Annotated in this window: 12 protein-coding genes, 2 tRNA genes, 3 rRNA genes and 2 pseudogenes; 7 read left to right on the top strand and 12 right to left on the bottom strand. The window is 55.1% G+C overall.

What is annotated here, in order from left to right; translation table 11 throughout:
• Positions 1 to 3 precede the first annotated feature (3 nt).
• Genes nuoK through nuoN form a run of 4 tightly spaced genes read left to right on the top strand, consistent with a single transcriptional unit; the run spans position 4 to position 5,210 of the window.
• Complete coding sequence (gene nuoK / locus RHM55_RS22545) at positions 4 to 312, top strand: NADH-quinone oxidoreductase subunit NuoK (RefSeq protein ID WP_219064405.1); 309 nt, start codon at positions 4 to 6, stop codon at positions 310 to 312.
• Complete coding sequence (gene nuoL / locus RHM55_RS22540; protein WP_322178402.1) at positions 309 to 2,162, top strand: NADH-quinone oxidoreductase subunit L; 1,854 nt, start codon at positions 309 to 311, stop codon at positions 2,160 to 2,162. The genes nuoK and nuoL overlap by 4 nt, the downstream gene beginning before the upstream one ends.
• 39 nt (positions 2,163 to 2,201) lie before the next feature.
• Positions 2,202 to 3,734 carry an NADH-quinone oxidoreductase subunit M gene (gene nuoM, locus RHM55_RS22535; RefSeq protein WP_322178401.1) on the top strand — a complete coding sequence of 511 codons (1,533 nt, stop codon included), beginning with the start codon at positions 2,202 to 2,204 and terminating at the stop codon, positions 3,732 to 3,734.
• Between the two features lie 6 nt (positions 3,735 to 3,740).
• Positions 3,741 to 5,210 carry an NADH-quinone oxidoreductase subunit NuoN gene (gene nuoN, locus RHM55_RS22530; RefSeq protein WP_322178400.1) on the top strand — a complete coding sequence of 490 codons (1,470 nt, stop codon included), beginning with the start codon at positions 3,741 to 3,743 and terminating at the stop codon, positions 5,208 to 5,210.
• Between the two features lie 250 nt (positions 5,211 to 5,460).
• Here nuoN and RHM55_RS26065 read toward each other — a convergent pair.
• From RHM55_RS26065 to RHM55_RS22505, 6 genes and pseudogenes are all read right to left on the bottom strand, one after another.
• Positions 5,461 to 6,051 (bottom strand): annotated as a pseudogene (locus tag RHM55_RS26065) (methyl-accepting chemotaxis protein); the annotation flags it as partial.
• A gap of 315 nt (positions 6,052 to 6,366) precedes the next feature.
• Positions 6,367 to 7,053, bottom strand: a pseudogene (locus tag RHM55_RS26060) (cache domain-containing protein); the annotation flags it as partial.
• Positions 7,054 to 7,359: 306 nt separating this feature from the next.
• Positions 7,360 to 8,712: an ATP-binding protein gene (locus tag RHM55_RS22520; protein ID WP_322178398.1), complete on the bottom strand. Its 1,353-nt coding sequence runs from the start codon at positions 8,710 to 8,712 to the stop codon at positions 7,360 to 7,362.
• Positions 8,709 to 9,377, bottom strand: coding sequence for a response regulator transcription factor (locus RHM55_RS22515; protein WP_322178397.1), 669 nt, complete (start codon positions 9,375 to 9,377; stop codon positions 8,709 to 8,711). The genes RHM55_RS22520 and RHM55_RS22515 overlap by 4 nt, the downstream gene beginning before the upstream one ends.
• Positions 9,377 to 9,691, bottom strand: coding sequence for a peptidase (locus RHM55_RS22510; protein ID WP_322178396.1), 315 nt, complete (start codon positions 9,689 to 9,691; stop codon positions 9,377 to 9,379). Before RHM55_RS22510 ends, RHM55_RS22515 begins: the two co-directional genes overlap by 1 nt.
• Entirely contained in the window at positions 9,691 to 9,999 is a 309-nt protein-coding gene (locus RHM55_RS22505) for a PepSY domain-containing protein (protein ID WP_322178395.1), read from the bottom strand. The genes RHM55_RS22510 and RHM55_RS22505 overlap by 1 nt, the downstream gene beginning before the upstream one ends.
• A 232-nt stretch (positions 10,000 to 10,231) precedes the next feature.
• Here RHM55_RS22505 and queD point away from each other — a divergent pair, with 232 nt between their 5' ends.
• Positions 10,232 to 10,588, top strand: a complete 357-nt coding sequence (queD, locus tag RHM55_RS22500; RefSeq protein ID WP_322178394.1) for a 6-carboxytetrahydropterin synthase QueD — start codon at positions 10,232 to 10,234, stop codon at positions 10,586 to 10,588.
• Positions 10,589 to 10,788: 200 nt separating this feature from the next.
• Here queD and rrf read toward each other — a convergent pair.
• The 5 genes from rrf to RHM55_RS22475 form a co-directional block, all read right to left on the bottom strand.
• Positions 10,789 to 10,904: ribosomal RNA gene (gene rrf, locus RHM55_RS22495) — 5S ribosomal RNA — on the bottom strand.
• Between the two features lie 146 nt (positions 10,905 to 11,050).
• A 23S ribosomal RNA gene (locus RHM55_RS22490) occupies positions 11,051 to 13,941 on the bottom strand.
• Positions 13,942 to 14,177: 236 nt separating this feature from the next.
• Positions 14,178 to 14,253 (bottom strand) — tRNA-Ala (locus RHM55_RS22485).
• 30 nt (positions 14,254 to 14,283) lie between these two features.
• Positions 14,284 to 14,360: transfer RNA gene (locus tag RHM55_RS22480), tRNA-Ile, on the bottom strand.
• Between the two features lie 83 nt (positions 14,361 to 14,443).
• Positions 14,444 to 15,982 (bottom strand): 16S ribosomal RNA (locus tag RHM55_RS22475).
• The 16S, 23S and 5S rRNA genes sit together here with 2 tRNA genes alongside, the layout of an rRNA operon.
• 683 nt (positions 15,983 to 16,665) lie before the next feature.
• Here RHM55_RS22475 and rhtA point away from each other — a divergent pair.
• Both rhtA and RHM55_RS22465 read left to right on the top strand, forming a co-directional pair.
• Positions 16,666 to 17,553, top strand: a complete 888-nt coding sequence (gene rhtA, locus RHM55_RS22470; RefSeq protein ID WP_322178393.1) for a threonine/homoserine exporter RhtA — start codon at positions 16,666 to 16,668, stop codon at positions 17,551 to 17,553.
• Between the two features lie 186 nt (positions 17,554 to 17,739).
• Positions 17,740 to 18,018, top strand: a complete 279-nt coding sequence (locus RHM55_RS22465; RefSeq protein ID WP_322183079.1) for a hypothetical protein — start codon at positions 17,740 to 17,742, stop codon at positions 18,016 to 18,018.
• 10 nt (positions 18,019 to 18,028) lie between these two features.
• On the opposite strand, the gene RHM55_RS22460 is transcribed toward RHM55_RS22465, so the two are convergent.
• Positions 18,029 to 18,184, bottom strand: coding sequence for a hypothetical protein (locus RHM55_RS22460; protein WP_322178392.1), 156 nt, complete (start codon positions 18,182 to 18,184; stop codon positions 18,029 to 18,031).
• Positions 18,185 to 18,252: the final 68 nt, after the last annotated feature.

Here is an 18,252-nt window from a genome sequence, read left to right as displayed (position 1 = left end):
GCCATGAATGCAATCCCTCTTGAACACGGTCTGGCGGTCGCCGGCATCCTGTTCTGCCTCGGTCTGGTCGGCCTGATGGTACGGCGCAACATCCTCTTCGTGCTGATGAGCCTGGAGATCATGATGAACGCGTCTGCTCTGGCGTTCGTCGTTGCCGGTAGCCGTTGGGCGCAGCCGGATGGACAAATCATGTTCATCCTGGTGATCAGCCTTGCAGCCGCCGAGGCCAGTATCGGCCTGGCGATCCTGATGCAGCTGTATCGCCGCTTCCACACTCTCGATATCGACGCTGCCAGCGAGATGCGCGGATGAACCTTCTCTTTCTGACTTTCGTATTCCCCCTGATCGGTTTCCTGTTGCTCGCGTTCTCCCGTGGACGCATCTCGGAAAACCTTGCCGCGCTGATCGGCGTTGGCTCCATCGGACTGTCGGCCATCGTGACAGCCTGGATCATCTGGCAATTCAACGTCGCACCGCCTGAGGGTGGTCACTACACCCAACTGCTGTGGCGCTGGATGTCAGTGGACGGCTTCGAACCGAACTTCGCCCTGTACCTTGATGGTCTGTCCGTGACCATGATGGGTGTGGTGGTGGGTGTAGGCTTCCTGATCCACCTGTTCGCTTCCTGGTACATGCGCGGTGAGGCCGGTTACTCGCGCTTCTTCGCCTACACCAACCTGTTCATCGCCAGCATGCTGTTCCTGATCCTCGGCGATAACCTGTTGTTCCTGTACCTGGGTTGGGAAGGCGTGGGCCTGTGCAGCTATCTGTTGATCGGTTTCTACTACAGCAACCGCAACAACGGTAACGCCGCGCTCAAGGCCTTTGTCGTCACCCGCATCGGCGACGTGTTCATGGCCATTGGCCTGTTCATCCTGTTCCAGCAACTGGGTACGCTAAATATCCAGGAGCTTCTGGTGCGTGCACCGGAGCATTTCAGTGCCGGTGATTTCTGGATTGTGCTGGCAACCTTGATGCTGCTCGGTGGTGCGGTCGGTAAATCCGCGCAACTGCCGCTGCAAACCTGGCTGGCAGATGCAATGGCGGGCCCAACGCCTGTGTCGGCATTGATCCACGCCGCGACCATGGTGACCGCCGGTGTCTACCTGATCGCACGGACCCACGGTCTGTTCGAACTGGCACCCGATGTCCTGCATCTGGTCGGTATCGTCGGTGGCGTAACGCTGGTGTTGGCAGGTTTCGCGGCATTGGTGCAAACCGACATCAAACGTATCCTTGCCTACTCGACGATGAGCCAGATCGGCTACATGTTCCTGGCGCTGGGTGTGGGTGCCTGGGAAGGCGCGATTTTCCACTTGATGACTCACGCCTTCTTCAAGGCGCTGCTGTTCCTCGCGTCCGGTGCGGTGATCGTTGCCTGCCACCACGAGCAGAACATCTTCAAGATGGGCGGTCTGTGGAAAAAACTGCCACTGGCCTACGCCAGCTTCATCGTCGGTGGCGCTGCGTTGTCTGCCCTGCCACTGCTGACCGCCGGTTTCTACTCCAAGGATGAGATTCTTTGGGAAGCCTTCGCCAGCGGTAACCATGCGCTGCTGTATGCAGGCCTGGTCGGCGCGTTCATGACGTCCCTGTATACCTTCCGCCTGATCTTCATCACCTTCCACGGTGAAGCGAAGACCGAAGCGCACGCCGGTCACGGTATTGCTCACTGGCTGCCGCTGTCGGTGCTGATCATTCTGTCGACCTTTATCGGCGCACTGATCACCCCACCCTTGGCCGGTGTCTTGCCGCAGAGCGTCGGCCATGCCGGTGGTGAAGCCAAGCACAGTCTGGAAATCGCCTCGGGGGCCATTGCCATGGCCGGTATCCTGCTCGCGGCCATGCTGTTTCTCGGCAAGCGTCGCTTTGCTACTGCTGTCGCCAACAGCGCTCCGGGGCGGTTCCTTACGACCTGGTGGTTCGCGGCATGGGGCTTCGACTGGCTGTACGACAAGCTGTTCGTCAAACCTTATCTGATGATCAGCCATGTGCTGCGCAAAGACCCACTCGACCACACCATTGGTTTGATCCCGCGTCTGGTCAAGGGCAGTCATAACGCCCTGAGCCGCACCGAGACCGGCCAACTGCGTTGGTACGCTGCCTCAATGGCTGCAGGCGCTGTATTGGTGCTAGGCGCCATCGTGCTGGTTGCGGTCTGACATGAACCTTGCGAATTTGCGAAAGGAATTGAGCCCGTCATGATTCTGCCTTGGCTAATCCTGATCCCCTTTATCGGCGGCCTGCTGTGCTGGCTGGGTGAGCGCTTCAGCTCTACCCTGCCACGCTGGATTGCGCTGTTGACCATGTCTCTGGAACTTGCCCTCGGCCTCTGGCTGTGGACCCATGGAGACTTCCACTTTGCTCCGGCGCCTGGCGTCGACCCCACATGGGTTGTCGAATTCAAGCATCAGTGGATCGAACGCTTCGGCATCAGTGTGCACCTGGCCCTAGACGGCCTGTCGCTGCTGATGGTGTTGCTGACCGGCCTGCTCGGCGTGCTGTCGGTGTTGTGTTCGTGGAAAGAGATCCAGCGTAACGTTGGCTTCTTCCACCTCAACCTGATGTGGATCCTGGGCGGCGTGGTTGGCGTGTTCCTCGCCATCGACCTGTTCATGTTCTTCTTCTTCTGGGAAGTGATGCTGGTGCCGATGTACTTCCTCATCGCGCTCTGGGGTCATAGTTCATCGGACGGCAAGAAGACCCGGATCTACGCGGCGACCAAGTTCTTCATCTTCACTCAAGCCAGCGGCCTGATCATGTTGGTGGCGATCCTGGGTCTGGTGCTGGTCAACTTCAACACCACCGGTGTGATCACGTTCGACTACACCGAGCTACTCAAGACGAAGCTGGCACCCGGCACTGAATACATTCTAATGCTGGGCTTTTTCGTCGCCTTCGCGGTGAAGCTGCCAGTCGTGCCGTTCCACTCCTGGCTGCCGGACGCTCACGCTCAAGCACCGACCGCAGGTTCCGTCGATTTGGCCGGTATCCTGCTGAAAACAGCTGCTTATGGCTTGCTACGCTTCGCCCTGCCGCTGTTCCCCAACGCATCGGCAGAGTTCGCGCCCATTGCCATGACCCTGGGCCTGATCGGTATCTTCTACGGTGCGTTCCTCGCGTTCGCCCAGACCGATATCAAGCGCCTGGTCGCGTTCTCCAGCGTCTCGCACATGGGGTTCGTGTTGATCGGTATCTACTCCGGTAGCCAGCAAGCCCTGCAGGGTGCCGTGATTCAGATGCTCGCTCACGGCATCTCGGCAGCCGCACTGTTTATCCTCAGCGGCCAGTTGTACGAACGCATGCACACCCGTGATATGCGCGAAATGGGAGGGTTGTGGTCACGCATCGCTTACCTGCCAGCGATCAGCCTGTTCTTCGCGGCCGCGTCCCTCGGCTTGCCTGGCACCGGTAACTTCGTTGGCGAGTTCCTGATTCTGATGGGCACTTTTGTCAGCGCGCCCTGGATCACCGCGATTGCAACGTCTGGCCTGGTACTCGGCTCGGTCTACTCGTTGATCATGATCCACCGCGCCTACTTCGGCCCTTCCAAGTCGGATGCAGTTCTGGCCGGGATGGATGCACGTGAATTGATCATGGTGCTGGGGCTGGCGGCACTGCTGGTCTGGATCGGCATTTACCCGCAACCGTTCCTCGATACCTCTGCCGCTACGATGCATGGCGTGCAGCAATGGCTCGGCACCGCCTTCACTCAACTTGCTTCGGCCCGGTAGAGCATTATGGACCTGACGATTCAACACTTTATTGCGCTTGCGCCGCTGCTGATTACCAGCGCCACGATTGTCGTGGTGATGCTGGGTATCGCTTGGCGTCGCAATCATTCGCAAACATTCCTGCTCACCGTGGCCGGACTCAACCTGGCACTCCTGTCGATCTACCCGGCGCTTAAAGTTGCGCCACTGGTGGTGACACCTCTGCTGAAAATCGATAATTTCGCCTGCTTGTACATGGCGCTGATTCTGGCCTCGACCTTGGCGTGCGTGACCTTGGCGCACGCCTATCTCGGCGAGAAGGCTTCGGGCTACCCCGGTAACCGCGAAGAGCTTTACCTGCTGATTCTGCTGGCGTCTGCCGGTGGTCTGGTATTGGTCAGCGCGCAACACCTGGCAGGCCTGTTCATCGGTCTGGAACTGCTGTCGGTGCCGGTCTACGGTATGGTGGCTTACGCCTTTTTCAACAAGCGCTCACTCGAAGGCGGCATCAAGTACATGGTGCTGTCGGCCGCAGGGTCTGCATTCCTGTTGTTCGGTATGGCGCTTCTGTATGCCGAAGCTGGCAGCTTGAGCTTCAGCGGTATCGGTTTGGCCCTGGCGGCGACCGGCCTGCCTAGTCCGATTGCGACATTGGGCCTGGGCATGATGTTGGTGGGCCTGGCATTCAAGCTGTCACTGGTGCCATTCCACCTGTGGACCCCGGACGTTTACGAGGGTGCCCCTGCACCGGTGGCGGCTTTCCTGGCCACCGCGAGTAAAGTTGCAGTGTTCGCTGTCCTGGTGCGACTGTTCCAGATATCCCCGGCGGCCAGCAGTGGCGTGCTCCACGATGTGCTGGCGGTCATTGCAGTCGCTTCGATTCTGATCGGCAACCTGCTGGCGCTGACTCAGACCAACCTCAAGCGTCTGCTCGGTTATTCGTCTATCGCCCACTTCGGCTACCTGATGATCGCACTGGTTGCCAGCAATGGCATCGCAGTCGAGGCGATCGGCGTGTACCTGGTGACCTACGTGATCACCACACTCGGCGCTTTCGGTGTCGTCACCCTGATGTCCTCGCCTTACAGCGGTCGTGACGCAGACGCTCTGTTCGAATACCGTGGCCTGTTCTGGCGTCGTCCGTACCTGACTGCAGTGATGACCTTGATGATGCTATCGCTGGCGGGTATCCCGCTGACGGCCGGCTTCATCGGTAAGTTCTACATCATCACCACGGGCGTCGAGTCGCACCTGTGGTGGTTGTTGGGTTCGCTAGTCATCGGCAGCGCCATTGGCGTGTTCTATTACCTGCGAGTGATGGTCACACTGTACCTGGTCGAGCCCAAGCTGCACCGTCACGATGCTCCATTCAACTGGGCACAACGTGCCGGCGGTGTGATGCTGCTGGTGATTGCAGTCCTGGCCTTCGTTCTGGGTGTCTACCCACAACCATTGCTGGACATGGTGCAACACGCAGGCCTGCAACTGGTCAGCTGATACGTTGAAGTACAAAAAACCCTGCTCACGCAGGGTTTTTTTTGCGAGAAATCTAGCCAGGCAAACGCATGGCCCACTTGGCCCGACAAACAAACCCCAGCGGCCACCACTGGCGCGATGACAAACCCGAACACCCCGAACGCCTTGCCAAATCATGCCGCTGAGCAGGATGTAAGCCGCCGTTCGATCAACCAGGTCATGGGGTATCGCGAAAGCGGGATAAGGCCGTTGCGGCCTTATCCCGAGCAGGTCAGATGCGGAACTGCCCAACCAGTTTGCCCAAGCGTTGACCCAGGTCTGCCAGACTGCGCGAAGTCTGTGCGCTTTGCTGGGTTTGGTCGGCGACACTGTCCACCGATTGGGCTATCTGATGCACGCTGCGGTTGATCTCTTCAGCCACTGCGGTCTGCTCTTCGGCGGCGCTGGCAATCTGCGCGTTCATTGAGTTAATCGTACCGATCAGCGCCGCAATCGTGTCCAGCGAGACACCTGCTTCATTGGCTCGCGCCGACGTACCATCGCCCGCCTCACTGGAGCGACGCATGGAGTCTACGGCGCCCTGCGTGCCCAATTGCAGACGATCGATCATGCCCTGAATCTCTTGGGTACTCTGCTGGGTCCGGCTGGCCAACGCACGCACCTCATCTGCTACCACGGCAAAGCCTCGTCCGGCCTCCCCAGCCCTCGCGGCCTCAATCGCCGCGTTTAGCGCCAGCAAATTGGTCTGATCAGCAATCGAGCGAATCACTCCGAGCACACTCACAATCGAAGACACATCATTCTGTAGGCTGTCCAAGGACGTGCCGCTGCTACGGATGTCATCAACCAACGCATGGATCTGCTTGATACTGCCATCCACCACACGCTTGGCCGCCTGGCCTTCCACGTCGGTCTGTTGGGCAGCTACTGCGGCGCCTTGTGCACTTTTAGCCACCTCATGAGCCGCTGCGGACATTTCGTTGATCGCGGTAGCTACTTGATCGGTTTCGTGACGCTGACGCTCCATCGCTTGCTCAGAGCGATGGGCCTGGTCGGATACTTCGCTGACCAATCCTGTCAGTTGCGTGGTCATTTCGGTAATTTGACGGACCATCCCATGAATTTTGTCGACGAAGCGGTTAAATGAGCTGGCCAGATCGCCTAACTCATCCCCGCTAGTGACCACCAGGCGACGAGTCAGATCGCCTTCGCCAGCGGCAATATCGTCTAGATTGGCTTTCATCAAACTCAATGGACGCACAATGGTGCCCGCCAGGACCGCCCCAACAATGGCAATCAACACCAGCAGCAGCAGAGCAACGCCGATGATGCTCAGCAATATCTCCTCCAGGCGCGCATCAACGTTCTTCTTGACCTCCATGACCTGAGCTTCGATCCCATCCAGATTGACGGCGGTACCAATGACCATATCCCACTTGGGCAGGTATTCGGTGTAAGCGAGCTTGGGAATCAATACTTGAGAGTTGCCGGGCAACGACGACGAGTATTGTACGTAATGGGTGGCTGCCTTGCCGACCGCGACCAGTTCGCGGTTGACATAGACCCCATTGGGATCGCGGGCGTCTTTGAAGCTTTTACCAATGTCTTCCGGGCTGCTTCCCTTAAACAGACGTACCGCTTCCGAGTCGTAGCCGAAGAAGTAACCGTCCTTGCCATAGGTAATAGTGGAAAGCATTTTCACCACCTGCGCTCGCACGGCCACGTCCCCAGGGGCCGCCGCGTCATACAAAGGCTTGATGGTACCCAGCGCGACGGCGACGTAGCTTTGCAGTGTGGCTTTGGTTTCGTTGAGCAGACGCTGTCGGGTGTCCTCGACCTCCTTTTTTGCCTGTCCCTGCAACATCAACACCGTGGTAGCGCTGATTACCAGAGCAAAAATCAACACCGGCAGGACTGCCAATGACAGTACTTTGGTCTTCAAATTAAGACGCATAAGTTTCCACTCTTATTGGTATTCCAATGTTTAGGTCGCAACGTTTTATTGGTTAGCGGCCCCAACCCTAAAAAGTTGAGAAGCGTCCGTCAGCTTTGTAGCCAAAAGCGTCTTTTATTGTCGGGATGAAGAAAAAATGTGAATCGCAGATAGCGATAAAATCTCCCGCTCTATCCGCTGGAAAGATATCTCCATGTCGCTCAGTCAGCGTTCCATTCAATGGAAATTAACGGTGGTACCCGAGTGATCGAGCATCGTTCGCTCGGGAAGATCAATGTGTACCTGAAGCCCGCCCAGAGGGCTGGACAGCAACTTCAGCTGACCGCCCCATGCATCGACAATGTCACGCACGATACCTAGTCCCAAGCCGTGGCCGTTGACCTGTTCATCCAGCCGTGACCCACGGCCGAGCACCTCGTCGCGACGAGTCTCAGGAATACCAGGGCCGTCATCATCGATCAGCAAACAATAACTCTTCGACCGGTGCGTAATACTCAGACGCACCACGCTGTCGGCCCACTTGCAGGCGTTGTCCAGCAGATTGCCCATCAATTCAAGAAGATCCTCCCTGTCCCATGGCAAACGCAGGCCGGGCGTAACCACCCAGCTCATTTCCAAGTGATCGCCATGGATCATACCCAGTGTTGCGAACAGCCCCGGCAACTCGGCGTCACAATCGAACTGCGCACCGGGCAAGGCGTCTCCAGACAGGCGTGCACGGTTCAATTCACGGGTCAGGCGCTGTTGAATCTGCTCCAGTTGTTCGCGCAACGTACTGCGCAAGGCTGGGTAAGCATCAAGCGTTTCACTGGCAGCCAGACTCACCAGCACCGCGAGAGGCGTTTTCAATGCATGCCCCATGTTGCCGAGAGCATTGCGTGAACGCTTGAGGCTGTCCTCGGTATGAGCGAGTAAGTGGTTGATCTGCGCAACCAACGGCTCAAGCTCGACCGGCACTTGATCATCAAGCTGTGAGCGCAGCCCCTGCTGCAACTGGGCGATCTGCTCTCGCGCATTCTCCAGTGGCCTCAGCGCACGACATACTGTGAGGCGCTGCAGGACGAGGATCAAAATCAACGCCGCACCCCCCAAACCCAGGCCAATTTGCTGCACACGCTGAAAGCTGGCTTCCACCGGCGTGTAGTCTTGAGCCACGGTAATGGAAATCACCTGTCCGAATCGACGGTAGTCCGCACGCAGAACCAGCAATGACTGACCGCTTTGTCCCAGCTCGAAATTGGTGTGCAGACCCGGCGTTTCCGGGGTGGGGAACTCAATATCCCACAGCGAGCGGGAGCGCCAATGCCCTCCCGGAAAGTCGACCTGGAAATAATGGCCCGAATAAGGCTGCTGGTAGGCAGGTGTCAGGTGACGCTCATCCAGCTGAAGGCCTTCTGGACCCCGCGCAAGTGCTACCAACAGGTTCTGGCTTTCATTGCGCAGCCCTGATTCCAGGTAGCGCTGCAATCCCAGCTCAAACAACCACAAGCTGGTCTGAGCCAATACCAGCCCTATGATAAGCAGCACACTGATCAATCCCAGACTGAGACGAGCCTGTATGGACCTCACTCGACTTCCTCACCGAAGCGATAGCCTTGACCACGACGCGTCTCGATCACCGTGCGGCCAAGTTTGCGCCGCAGGTGATTGACATGAACTTCGATCACATTTGAGTCGCGTTCGCTTTCACCGTCGTAGAGATGCTCGGCCAAATGGCTTTTGGACAATATCTGCTCGGGATGCAGCATGAAGTAGCGCAGCAAACGAAATTCAGCTGCGGTCAGCTGAATTTCAACGCTGCCCTGGGCCACGCATTGACGGCCCTCATCCAGATGCAAACCCGCTGCCTCTAGCCTGGGCTTATTGGCCAGGCCATGTGACCGCCGCAGCAATGCTTGAATTCGCAGCTGTAGCTCTTCAGGGTGAAAAGGTTTGCTCAGGTAGTCATCGGCACCCGCCTTGAGCCCTTCAATGCGCTCAGCCCATGAGCCTCGGGCGGTCAGAATCAAGACCGGGGTAGCCAAACCACTGGCACGCCATTGCTGAAGTACGTCGAGACCCGGCAAACCGGGAAGCCCCAGGTCCAGGATAATCAAATCATAGGGTTCACTGCCCCCCTGATACACCGCGTCACGTCCATCGGCAAGCCAGTCTACTGCATAGCCCTGGCGTTTAAGCCCGGCGACCAGTTCATCTGCCAGCGGCACATGGTCTTCAACCAGTAACAGCCGCATCAATCATCTTCCTTGTCCTTTAATAATCGACTGTCGCGAGCGTCGAACTTCAACTCCCGAACCACACCTTCCACAGTCAGCAACTCTATGTCATAGAGGTATACGCCGTGTTTCTCCTCAAGCTCAGCCTCCAACAGCTTTGAGCCTGGGTAACGCCCCAGAGCTAGCCCTATCAGTTGATCGAGCGGCTGGATCACTCCTTGCTGGCGTAATTTCAGCGCTTCGTCCTGATCCAGGTCCCGCGCGCACAGCTCAGAGCAGAACAGAGCCAGGAGCAATGCGAAAAACCTGTAAGGATGCTCGCTTACTTTCATTACGTGTCCTGATGGTCCTTGAGAACCTGGCCGCTGGCGGCGTCCACTTCCACACCCCAATCAACGCCCTGCAGGTCACGCAGTTCGACCTGATAGACATGCTTGCCGTATTCCTCTTCAAGCCCGGTATCGGTAATCGCTGAGCCAGGGTGTTTAGCCAACGCGTCAGCATCAAGCTTTTCGAATGACTGAATAGTACCCGCATCTCTTAACTTCAACGCCTCACCCGGGCCTAAATCCCGAGCCAGGGCGATACCTGCGGTAAACGTAAGAGCTGCGACAGTGAGCAGTGCTGTGACGGCTTTCATATCAGGCCTCCTTAGAAATAAATGCTTTGCACGACTACAAAGATAAACAGCTCAACTTAATTGAAGCTGAATTTATCTGGCCAGGTGCCATCATCCATCAGGCGTTCAAGCAAGCAGCTTACAGCGTACTGGCCTGCGGTTTGTTTTAGCGCATAGGACAAACCATTGCTGCTAAACTGCTCGCCTGCTTTTATCGCCCTGGCGATAGCCACTTTCTAGAGTCGAATACACTGTGGAAATTTTCAAAGAGTTCACCTTCGAATCCGCACACCGCCTGCCCCACGTTCCTGAGGGCCATAAGTGCGGACGTCTGCATGGGCATTCATTTCGCGTGGCCATCTATTTGGCGGGAAAAGTCGACCCTCATACCGGTTGGATTCGTGACTTTTCCGAAATCAAAGCGATCTTCAAGCCTCTCTATGAGCGTCTCGATCACAACTATTTGAACGACATTCCGGGCCTTGAAAATCCAACCAGCGAAGTCTTGGCAAAATGGATTTGGGATCAGCTGAAGCCTTTGCTACCAGAACTCTCAGCCATTCGTATTCATGAGACCTGTACAAGCGGTTGTGAATACCGCGGCGACTGAGCTGAATTCAGCCATAAAAAAACCACCAGATAGGTGGTTTTTTTATGGCTATCGATTTTGTACCGCATGCAAGTGCAGGCTCTCGATGCGAGCGGACTGAAGCTTTTCGATGGTCGCCGTAAGCAACTCTTGAGCCCTATTTTCCTCGCACACAAACAAAACCCCTGTTTGCGTAAGCAAACAGGGGTTTCGGAATTCAATCTTGACGATGACCTACTCTCACATGGGGAAACCCCACACTACCATCGGCGATGCATCGTTTCACTGCTGAGTTCGGGATGGGATCAGGTGGTTCCAATGCTCTATGGTCGTCAAGAAATTCGGCTGCCGGATCGTCGTGCTTGCGCGCAACGGGCCAACTAATGGGGATGTGATAGATCTGTGGGTTGTTGCCAATTTTCGGTTTGTGTCGTCTTCACACACCGCAATCTGCTCTTTCGACGCAAATTGCTTGGGTGTTATATGGTCAAGCCTCACGGGCAATTAGTATTGGTTAGCTCAACGCCTCACAGCGCTTACACACCCAACCTATCAACGTCGTAGTCTTCGACGGCCCTTCAGGGGACTCAAGGTCCCAGTGAGATCTCATCTTGAGGCTAGTTTCCCGCTTAGATGCTTTCAGCGGTTATCTATTCCGAACGTAGCTACCCGGCAATGCCACTGGCGTGACAACCGGAACACCAGAGGTTCGTCCACTCCGGTCCTCTCGTACTAGGAGCAGCCCCTCTCAAATCTCAAACGTCCACGGCAGATAGGGACCGAACTGTCTCACGACGTTCTAAACCCAGCTCGCGTACCACTTTAAATGGCGAACAGCCATACCCTTGGGACCGGCTTCAGCCCCAGGATGTGATGAGCCGACATCGAGGTGCCAAACACCGCCGTCGATATGAACTCTTGGGCGGTATCAGCCTGTTATCCCCGGAGTACCTTTTATCCGTTGAGCGATGGCCCTTCCATACAGAACCACCGGATCACTAAGACCTACTTTCGTACCTGCTCGACGTGTCTGTCTCGCAGTCAAGCGCGCTTTTGCCTTTATACTCTACGACCGATTTCCGACCGGTCTGAGCGCACCTTCGTACTCCTCCGTTACTCTTTAGGAGGAGACCGCCCCAGTCAAACTACCCACCATACACTGTCCTCGATCCGGATAACGGACCTGAGTTAGAACCTCAAAGTTGCCAGGGTGGTATTTCAAGGTTGGCTCCACGCAGACTGGCGTCCACGCTTCAAAGCCTCCCACCTATCCTACACAAGCAAATTCAAAGTCCAGTGCAAAGCTATAGTAAAGGTTCACGGGGTCTTTCCGTCTAGCCGCGGATACACTGCATCTTCACAGCGATTTCAATTTCACTGAGTCTCGGGTGGAGACAGCGCCGCCATCGTTACGCCATTCGTGCAGGTCGGAACTTACCCGACAAGGAATTTCGCTACCTTAGGACCGTTATAGTTACGGCCGCCGTTTACCGGGGCTTCGATCAAGAGCTTCGCGTTAGCTAACCCCATCAATTAACCTTCCGGCACCGGGCAGGCGTCACACCCTATACGTCCACTTTCGTGTTTGCAGAGTGCTGTGTTTTTAATAAACAGTCGCAGCGGCCTGGTATCTTCGACCGGCATGGGCTTACGCAGTAAATGCTTCACCCTCACCGGCGCACCTTCTCCCGAAGTTACGGTGCCATTTTGCCTAGTTCCTTCACCCGAGTTCTCTCAAGCGCCTTGGTATTCTCTACCCAACCACCTGTGTCGGTTTGGGGTACGGTTCCTGGTTACCTGAAGCTTAGAAGCTTTTCTTGGAAGCATGGCATCAACCACTTCGTGTGCCTAAGCACACTCGTCATCAGCTCTCGGCCTTAAGATCCCGGATTTACCTAAGATCTCAGCCTACCACCTTAAACTTGGACAACCAACGCCAAGCTGGCCTAGCCTTCTCCGTCCCTCCATCGCAATAACCAGAAGTACAGGAATATTAACCTGTTTTCCATCGACTACGCTTTTCAGCCTCGCCTTAGGGACCGACTAACCCTGCGTCGATTAACGTTGCGCAGGAAACCTTGGTCTTTCGGCGTGGGTGTTTTTCACACCCATTATCGTTACTCATGTCAGCATTCGCACTTCTGATACCTCCAGCAAGCTTCTCAACTCACCTTCACAGGCTTACAGAACGCTCCTCTACCGCATCACCTAAGTGATACCCGTAGCTTCGGTGTATGGTTTGAGCCCCGTTACATCTTCCGCGCAGGCCGACTCGACTAGTGAGCTATTACGCTTTCTTTAAAGGGTGGCTGCTTCTAAGCCAACCTCCTAGCTGTCTAAGCCTTCCCACATCGTTTCCCACTTAACCATAACTTTGGGACCTTAGCTGACGGTCTGGGTTGTTTCCCTTTTCACGACGGACGTTAGCACCCGCCGTGTGTCTCCCATGCTCGGCACTTGTAGGTATTCGGAGTTTGCATCGGGTTGGTAAATCGGGATGATCCCCTAGCCGAAACAGTGCTCTACCCCCTACAGTGATACATGAGGCGCTACCTAAATAGCTTTCGAGGAGAACCAGCTATCTCCGAGCTTGATTAGCCTTTCACTCCGATCCACAGGTCATCCGCTAACTTTTCAACGGTAGTCGGTTCGGTCCTCCAGTTAGTGTTACCCAACCTTCAACCTGCCCATGGATAGATCGCCCGGTTTCGGGTCTATTCCCAGCGACTAGACGCCCTATTAAGACTCGCTTTCGCTACGCCTCCCCTATTCGGTTAAGCTCGCCACTGAAAATAAGTCGCTGACCCATTATACAAAAGGTACGCAGTCACCCAACAAAGTGGGCTCCCACTGCTTGTACGCATACGGTTTCAGGATCTATTTCACTCCCCTCTCCGGGGTTCTTTTCGCCTTTCCCTCACGGTACTAGTTCACTATCGGTCAGTCAGTAGTATTTAGCCTTGGAGGATGGTCCCCCCATATTCAGACAAAGTTTCTCGTGCTCCGTCCTACTCGATTTCACTGCAAAGAGATTTTCGCGTACAGGGCTATCACCCACTATGGCCGTCCTTTCCAGAACGTTCCGCTAATCTCAATACAGCTTAAGGGCTGGTCCCCGTTCGCTCGCCACTACTAAGGGAATCTCGGTTGATTTCTTTTCCTCAGGGTACTTAGATGTTTCAGTTCCCCTGGTTCGCTCCATACACCTATGTATTCAGTGTAAGGTAACGGTCTTATGACCGCTGGGTTCCCCCATTCAGACATCTCCGGATCAAAGTCTGTTTGCCGACTCCCCGAAGCTTTTCGCAGGCTACCACGTCTTTCATCGCCTCTGACTGCCAAGGCATCCACCGTATGCGCTTCTTCACTTGACCATATAACCCCAAGCAATCTGGTTATACTATGAAGACGACATTCGCCGAAAATTCGCAATTTAACTCACAAATTTTACCTTAGCCCGTAACACCACCAGTGAAAGTGCTGTCCGGTCTAACTTTCTATCACATACCCAAATTTTTAAAGAACGATCTAATCAAAGACTAGAAATCAACATTCACCATCGAACCGATGGAATGCTCATTTCTAAACTCTACAATACAGAAGCAGTAAGTGGTGGAGCCAAACGGGATCGAACCGTTGACCTCCTGCGTGCAAGGCAGGCGCTCTCCCAGCTGAGCTATGGCCCCGTATCTCTACAGGCGTTTCCCACACAAAATTGGTGGGTCTGGGCAGATTCGAACTGCCGACCTCACCCTTATCAGGGGTGCGCTCTAACCAACTGAGCTACAGACCCAATTTCGGGCTGCTTCTAAATCGTCTTTTTCAATGAATCAAGCAATTCGTGTGGGAACTTATGAAGAAGCTGATGTCTTCGATTAAGGAGGTGATCCAGCCGCAGGTTCCCCTACGGCTACCTTGTTACGACTTCACCCCAGTCATGAATCACACCGTGGTAACCGTCCTCCCGAAGGTTAGACTAGCTACTTCTGGTGCAACCCACTCCCATGGTGTGACGGGCGGTGTGTACAAGGCCCGGGAACGTATTCACCGCGACATTCTGATTCGCGATTACTAGCGATTCCGACTTCACGCAGTCGAGTTGCAGACTGCGATCCGGACTACGATCGGTTTTCTGGGATTAGCTCCACCTCGCGGCTTGGCGACCCTCTGTACCGACCATTGTAGCACGTGTGTAGCCCAGGCCGTAAGGGCCATGATGACTTGACGTCATCCCCACCTTCCTCCGGTTTGTCACCGGCAGTCTCCTTAGAGTGCCCGCCATTACGCGCTGGTAACTAAGGACAAGGGTTGCGCTCGTTACGGGACTTAACCCAACATCTCACGACACGAGCTGACGACAGCCATGCAGCACCTGTCTCAATGCTCCCGAAGGCACTCCGCTATCTCTAGCAGATTCATTGGATGTCAAGGCCTGGTAAGGTTCTTCGCGTTGCTTCGAATTAAACCACATGCTCCACCGCTTGTGCGGGCCCCCGTCAATTCATTTGAGTTTTAACCTTGCGGCCGTACTCCCCAGGCGGTCAACTTAATGCGTTAGCTGCGCCACTAAGAGCTCAAGGCTCCCAACGGCTAGTTGACATCGTTTACGGCGTGGACTACCAGGGTATCTAATCCTGTTTGCTCCCCACGCTTTCGCACCTCAGTGTCAGTATCAGTCCAGGTGGTCGCCTTCGCCACTGGTGTTCCTTCCTATATCTACGCATTTCACCGCTACACAGGAAATTCCACCACCCTCTACCATACTCTAGCTCGACAGTTTTGAATGCAGTTCCCAGGTTGAGCCCGGGGATTTCACATCCAACTTAACGAACCACCTACGCGCGCTTTACGCCCAGTAATTCCGATTAACGCTTGCACCCTCTGTATTACCGCGGCTGCTGGCACAGAGTTAGCCGGTGCTTATTCTGTCGGTAACGTCAAAACACTAACGTATTAGGTTAATGCCCTTCCTCCCAACTTAAAGTGCTTTACAATCCGAAGACCTTCTTCACACACGCGGCATGGCTGGATCAGGCTTTCGCCCATTGTCCAATATTCCCCACTGCTGCCTCCCGTAGGAGTCTGGACCGTGTCTCAGTTCCAGTGTGACTGATCATCCTCTCAGACCAGTTACGGATCGTAGCCTTGGTGAGCCATTACCTCACCAACTAGCTAATCCGACCTAGGCTCATCTGATAGCGCAAGGCCCGAAGGTCCCCTGCTTTCTCCCGTAGGACGTATGCGGTATTAGCGTCCGTTTCCGAACGTTATCCCCCACTACCAGGCAGATTCCTAGGTATTACTCACCCGTCCGCCGCTCGCCACCAGGTACAAGTACCCGTGCTGCCGCTCGACTTGCATGTGTTAGGCCTGCCGCCAGCGTTCAATCTGAGCCATGATCAAACTCTTCAGTTCAAACATCTTTGGGTTTTGACAAAACCCTAAACTTAGCTCAGCAATCGTTGGTTACATCTTTGATTTCTCGCGAAGTAACTTGTGATGCTGATAATCAGTTGACTTCAGTCTTACAACACAAGCACCCACACGAATTGCTTGATTCAGTTGTTAAAGAGCGGGTGGTTGAGATCTTTCGTCTCAGCCGAGGCGCGCATTCTACAGCAGCCCTTGTTGCTGTCAAGCGGTTATTTTAACAAGTTTCAAAGTTTCCTTTGCAACTTCAACCACTTGCGCTTCGATCAACTTCACGTCTCTCGTTAGCGGGAGGCGAATTCTACAGCGTTACACGCTGCTGTCAACACCTCTTTTTTACCGCTTTCGATCCAGAAGATCAAAACCCCTTCCTCGCCGCTTACTCTGGATAACTCTTTGATTTACAAGGAGTTTTCCGTTTCATCTGCTCCGGAAGAGGTGCAAATTATAGAGAGATTAGCTGGGGCGTCAACACCTATTTTCACAAACTTGTCACATTGGTAAAACGTCCCCATAAATGCTGGTGACTGACCCTAAAGCTGCCTTCTATATATAGCTGACGCACACCCCTGAGCAATATATTGCTCAGGCCGCCTTTCTTAAGCATCATAGGCTCCGCTACTAATCTTGCCCCCCCTATTCAGATGACCGTGGACGATTAAACCGTAATGACCGACCAGCACCGCAGCCTAGGCTCGATTCTCTTCCCGGTGGGCCTGCTACTTATAGCAATGGCCTCGGTCCAATCCGGCGCATCGTTGGCCAAGAGCATGTTTCCTCTAATAGGAGCACAAGGCACCACCACCTTGAGGCTGGTTTTTGCCAGTCTGATTCTGTTGCTGGTCCTACGTCCTTGGCGAGCGACGTTGACCGCCAAGTCATTGCGCACCGTCATCATCTATGGCATCGCGCTGGGCGGCATGAACTTCCTCTTCTATATGTCCTTACGCACCGTGCCACTTGGGATCGCCGTCGCGCTTGAGTTCACAGGACCATTGACCGTGGCTCTCCTCTCTTCGCGCAGGGCAATTGACTTTGTCTGGATAATCCTGGCTGTCACAGGCTTGCTGCTGCTCATACCGACCGGGGAGAGCGGCGCGAATATCGACCTGACCGGGATAGGCTACGCACTCGGCGCAGGGGTCTGCTGGGCGATGTATATCGTGTCCGGCCAAAAAGCTGGCGCGGACAACGGCATTCAGACCGCAGCGCTAGGCGTATTGATTGCGGCGATATTCATTGCGCCTATCGGGATCGTGCACGCAGGCTCGGCATTGCTCAACCCGGCGTTGCTCACGACCGCGTTAGGCGTGGCAATTCTGTCGACCGCCTTGCCCTACAGCCTGGAGATGATGGCGTTGACGCGCTTGCCCGCCCGAACCTTCAGCACATTAATGAGTATCGAACCCGCGTTTGGGGCACTGTCCGGACTACTTTTCCTGCATGAAAGCCTTACGCTGACGCAGTGGCTAGCCATTGGCTCAATCATTCTGGCTTCGGTGGGTGCGACACTGACCATGCGCCCAAAACGACCAGCGTTGGTACCCGCTGACTGACCCCGCTTTCGGGGCAGATATAAAACGCCTCTAGCATTTGTAACGCGGTTGAGCCATGTTGAGCTCCGTAACCGCTATTACCCTTGGAGCTTCATCCCGACCTGGACGTCACCGGCACCGGTCATGCACACACGTGAATTTAGAGCAAAGCGCTGGCATTCATGCATTCGCCAGGTAAGGAAAGAAATGAAACACATAGTGATCGTCTTGGCATTACTGGCGCTCGTTGGCTGTGCAGCGACCTACAAACCGGTGAAGATCGGCAAACGCGGACTTCATATCAACTGCTCCGGACTCACCTCTTCCTGGGACAAATGCTATGAACTGGCGGCCAGCTCATGCGACGCGAAAGGCTATAAACTCATCGCCAAATCCGGCGACGCTGTGGAAGATCCAGGTGATTACCCTTTTGGTCTCAACCCAGCGGGCTATACCAGCCGCAGCATGATCATCATCTGCAAGTAGCTCTATTCGCTTATTCGCTCACCCCTTGCGCATCGATTTGCCGGACCAGCCAATCGTGACTGACATCGAGAACTTGCTGTTGAATCCGGGGAGTAGACAGCATTCTCGCAACCACCGATGCACCGATGCATTGCGACAGCGCGGCCCGCGCCGGGCTTTCAGCCACAACCGAACTCGCACGGTCGACTATAGGGTCGAAGCCTTCGCCGCTGCGCCGCAGGTATGAGCCGGCAG

Source organism: Pseudomonas sp. MH9.2, assembly GCF_034353875.1.
GTDB lineage: Bacteria > Pseudomonadota > Gammaproteobacteria > Pseudomonadales > Pseudomonadaceae > Aquipseudomonas.
This window is presented reverse-complemented; position numbering and strand designations above follow the sequence as displayed.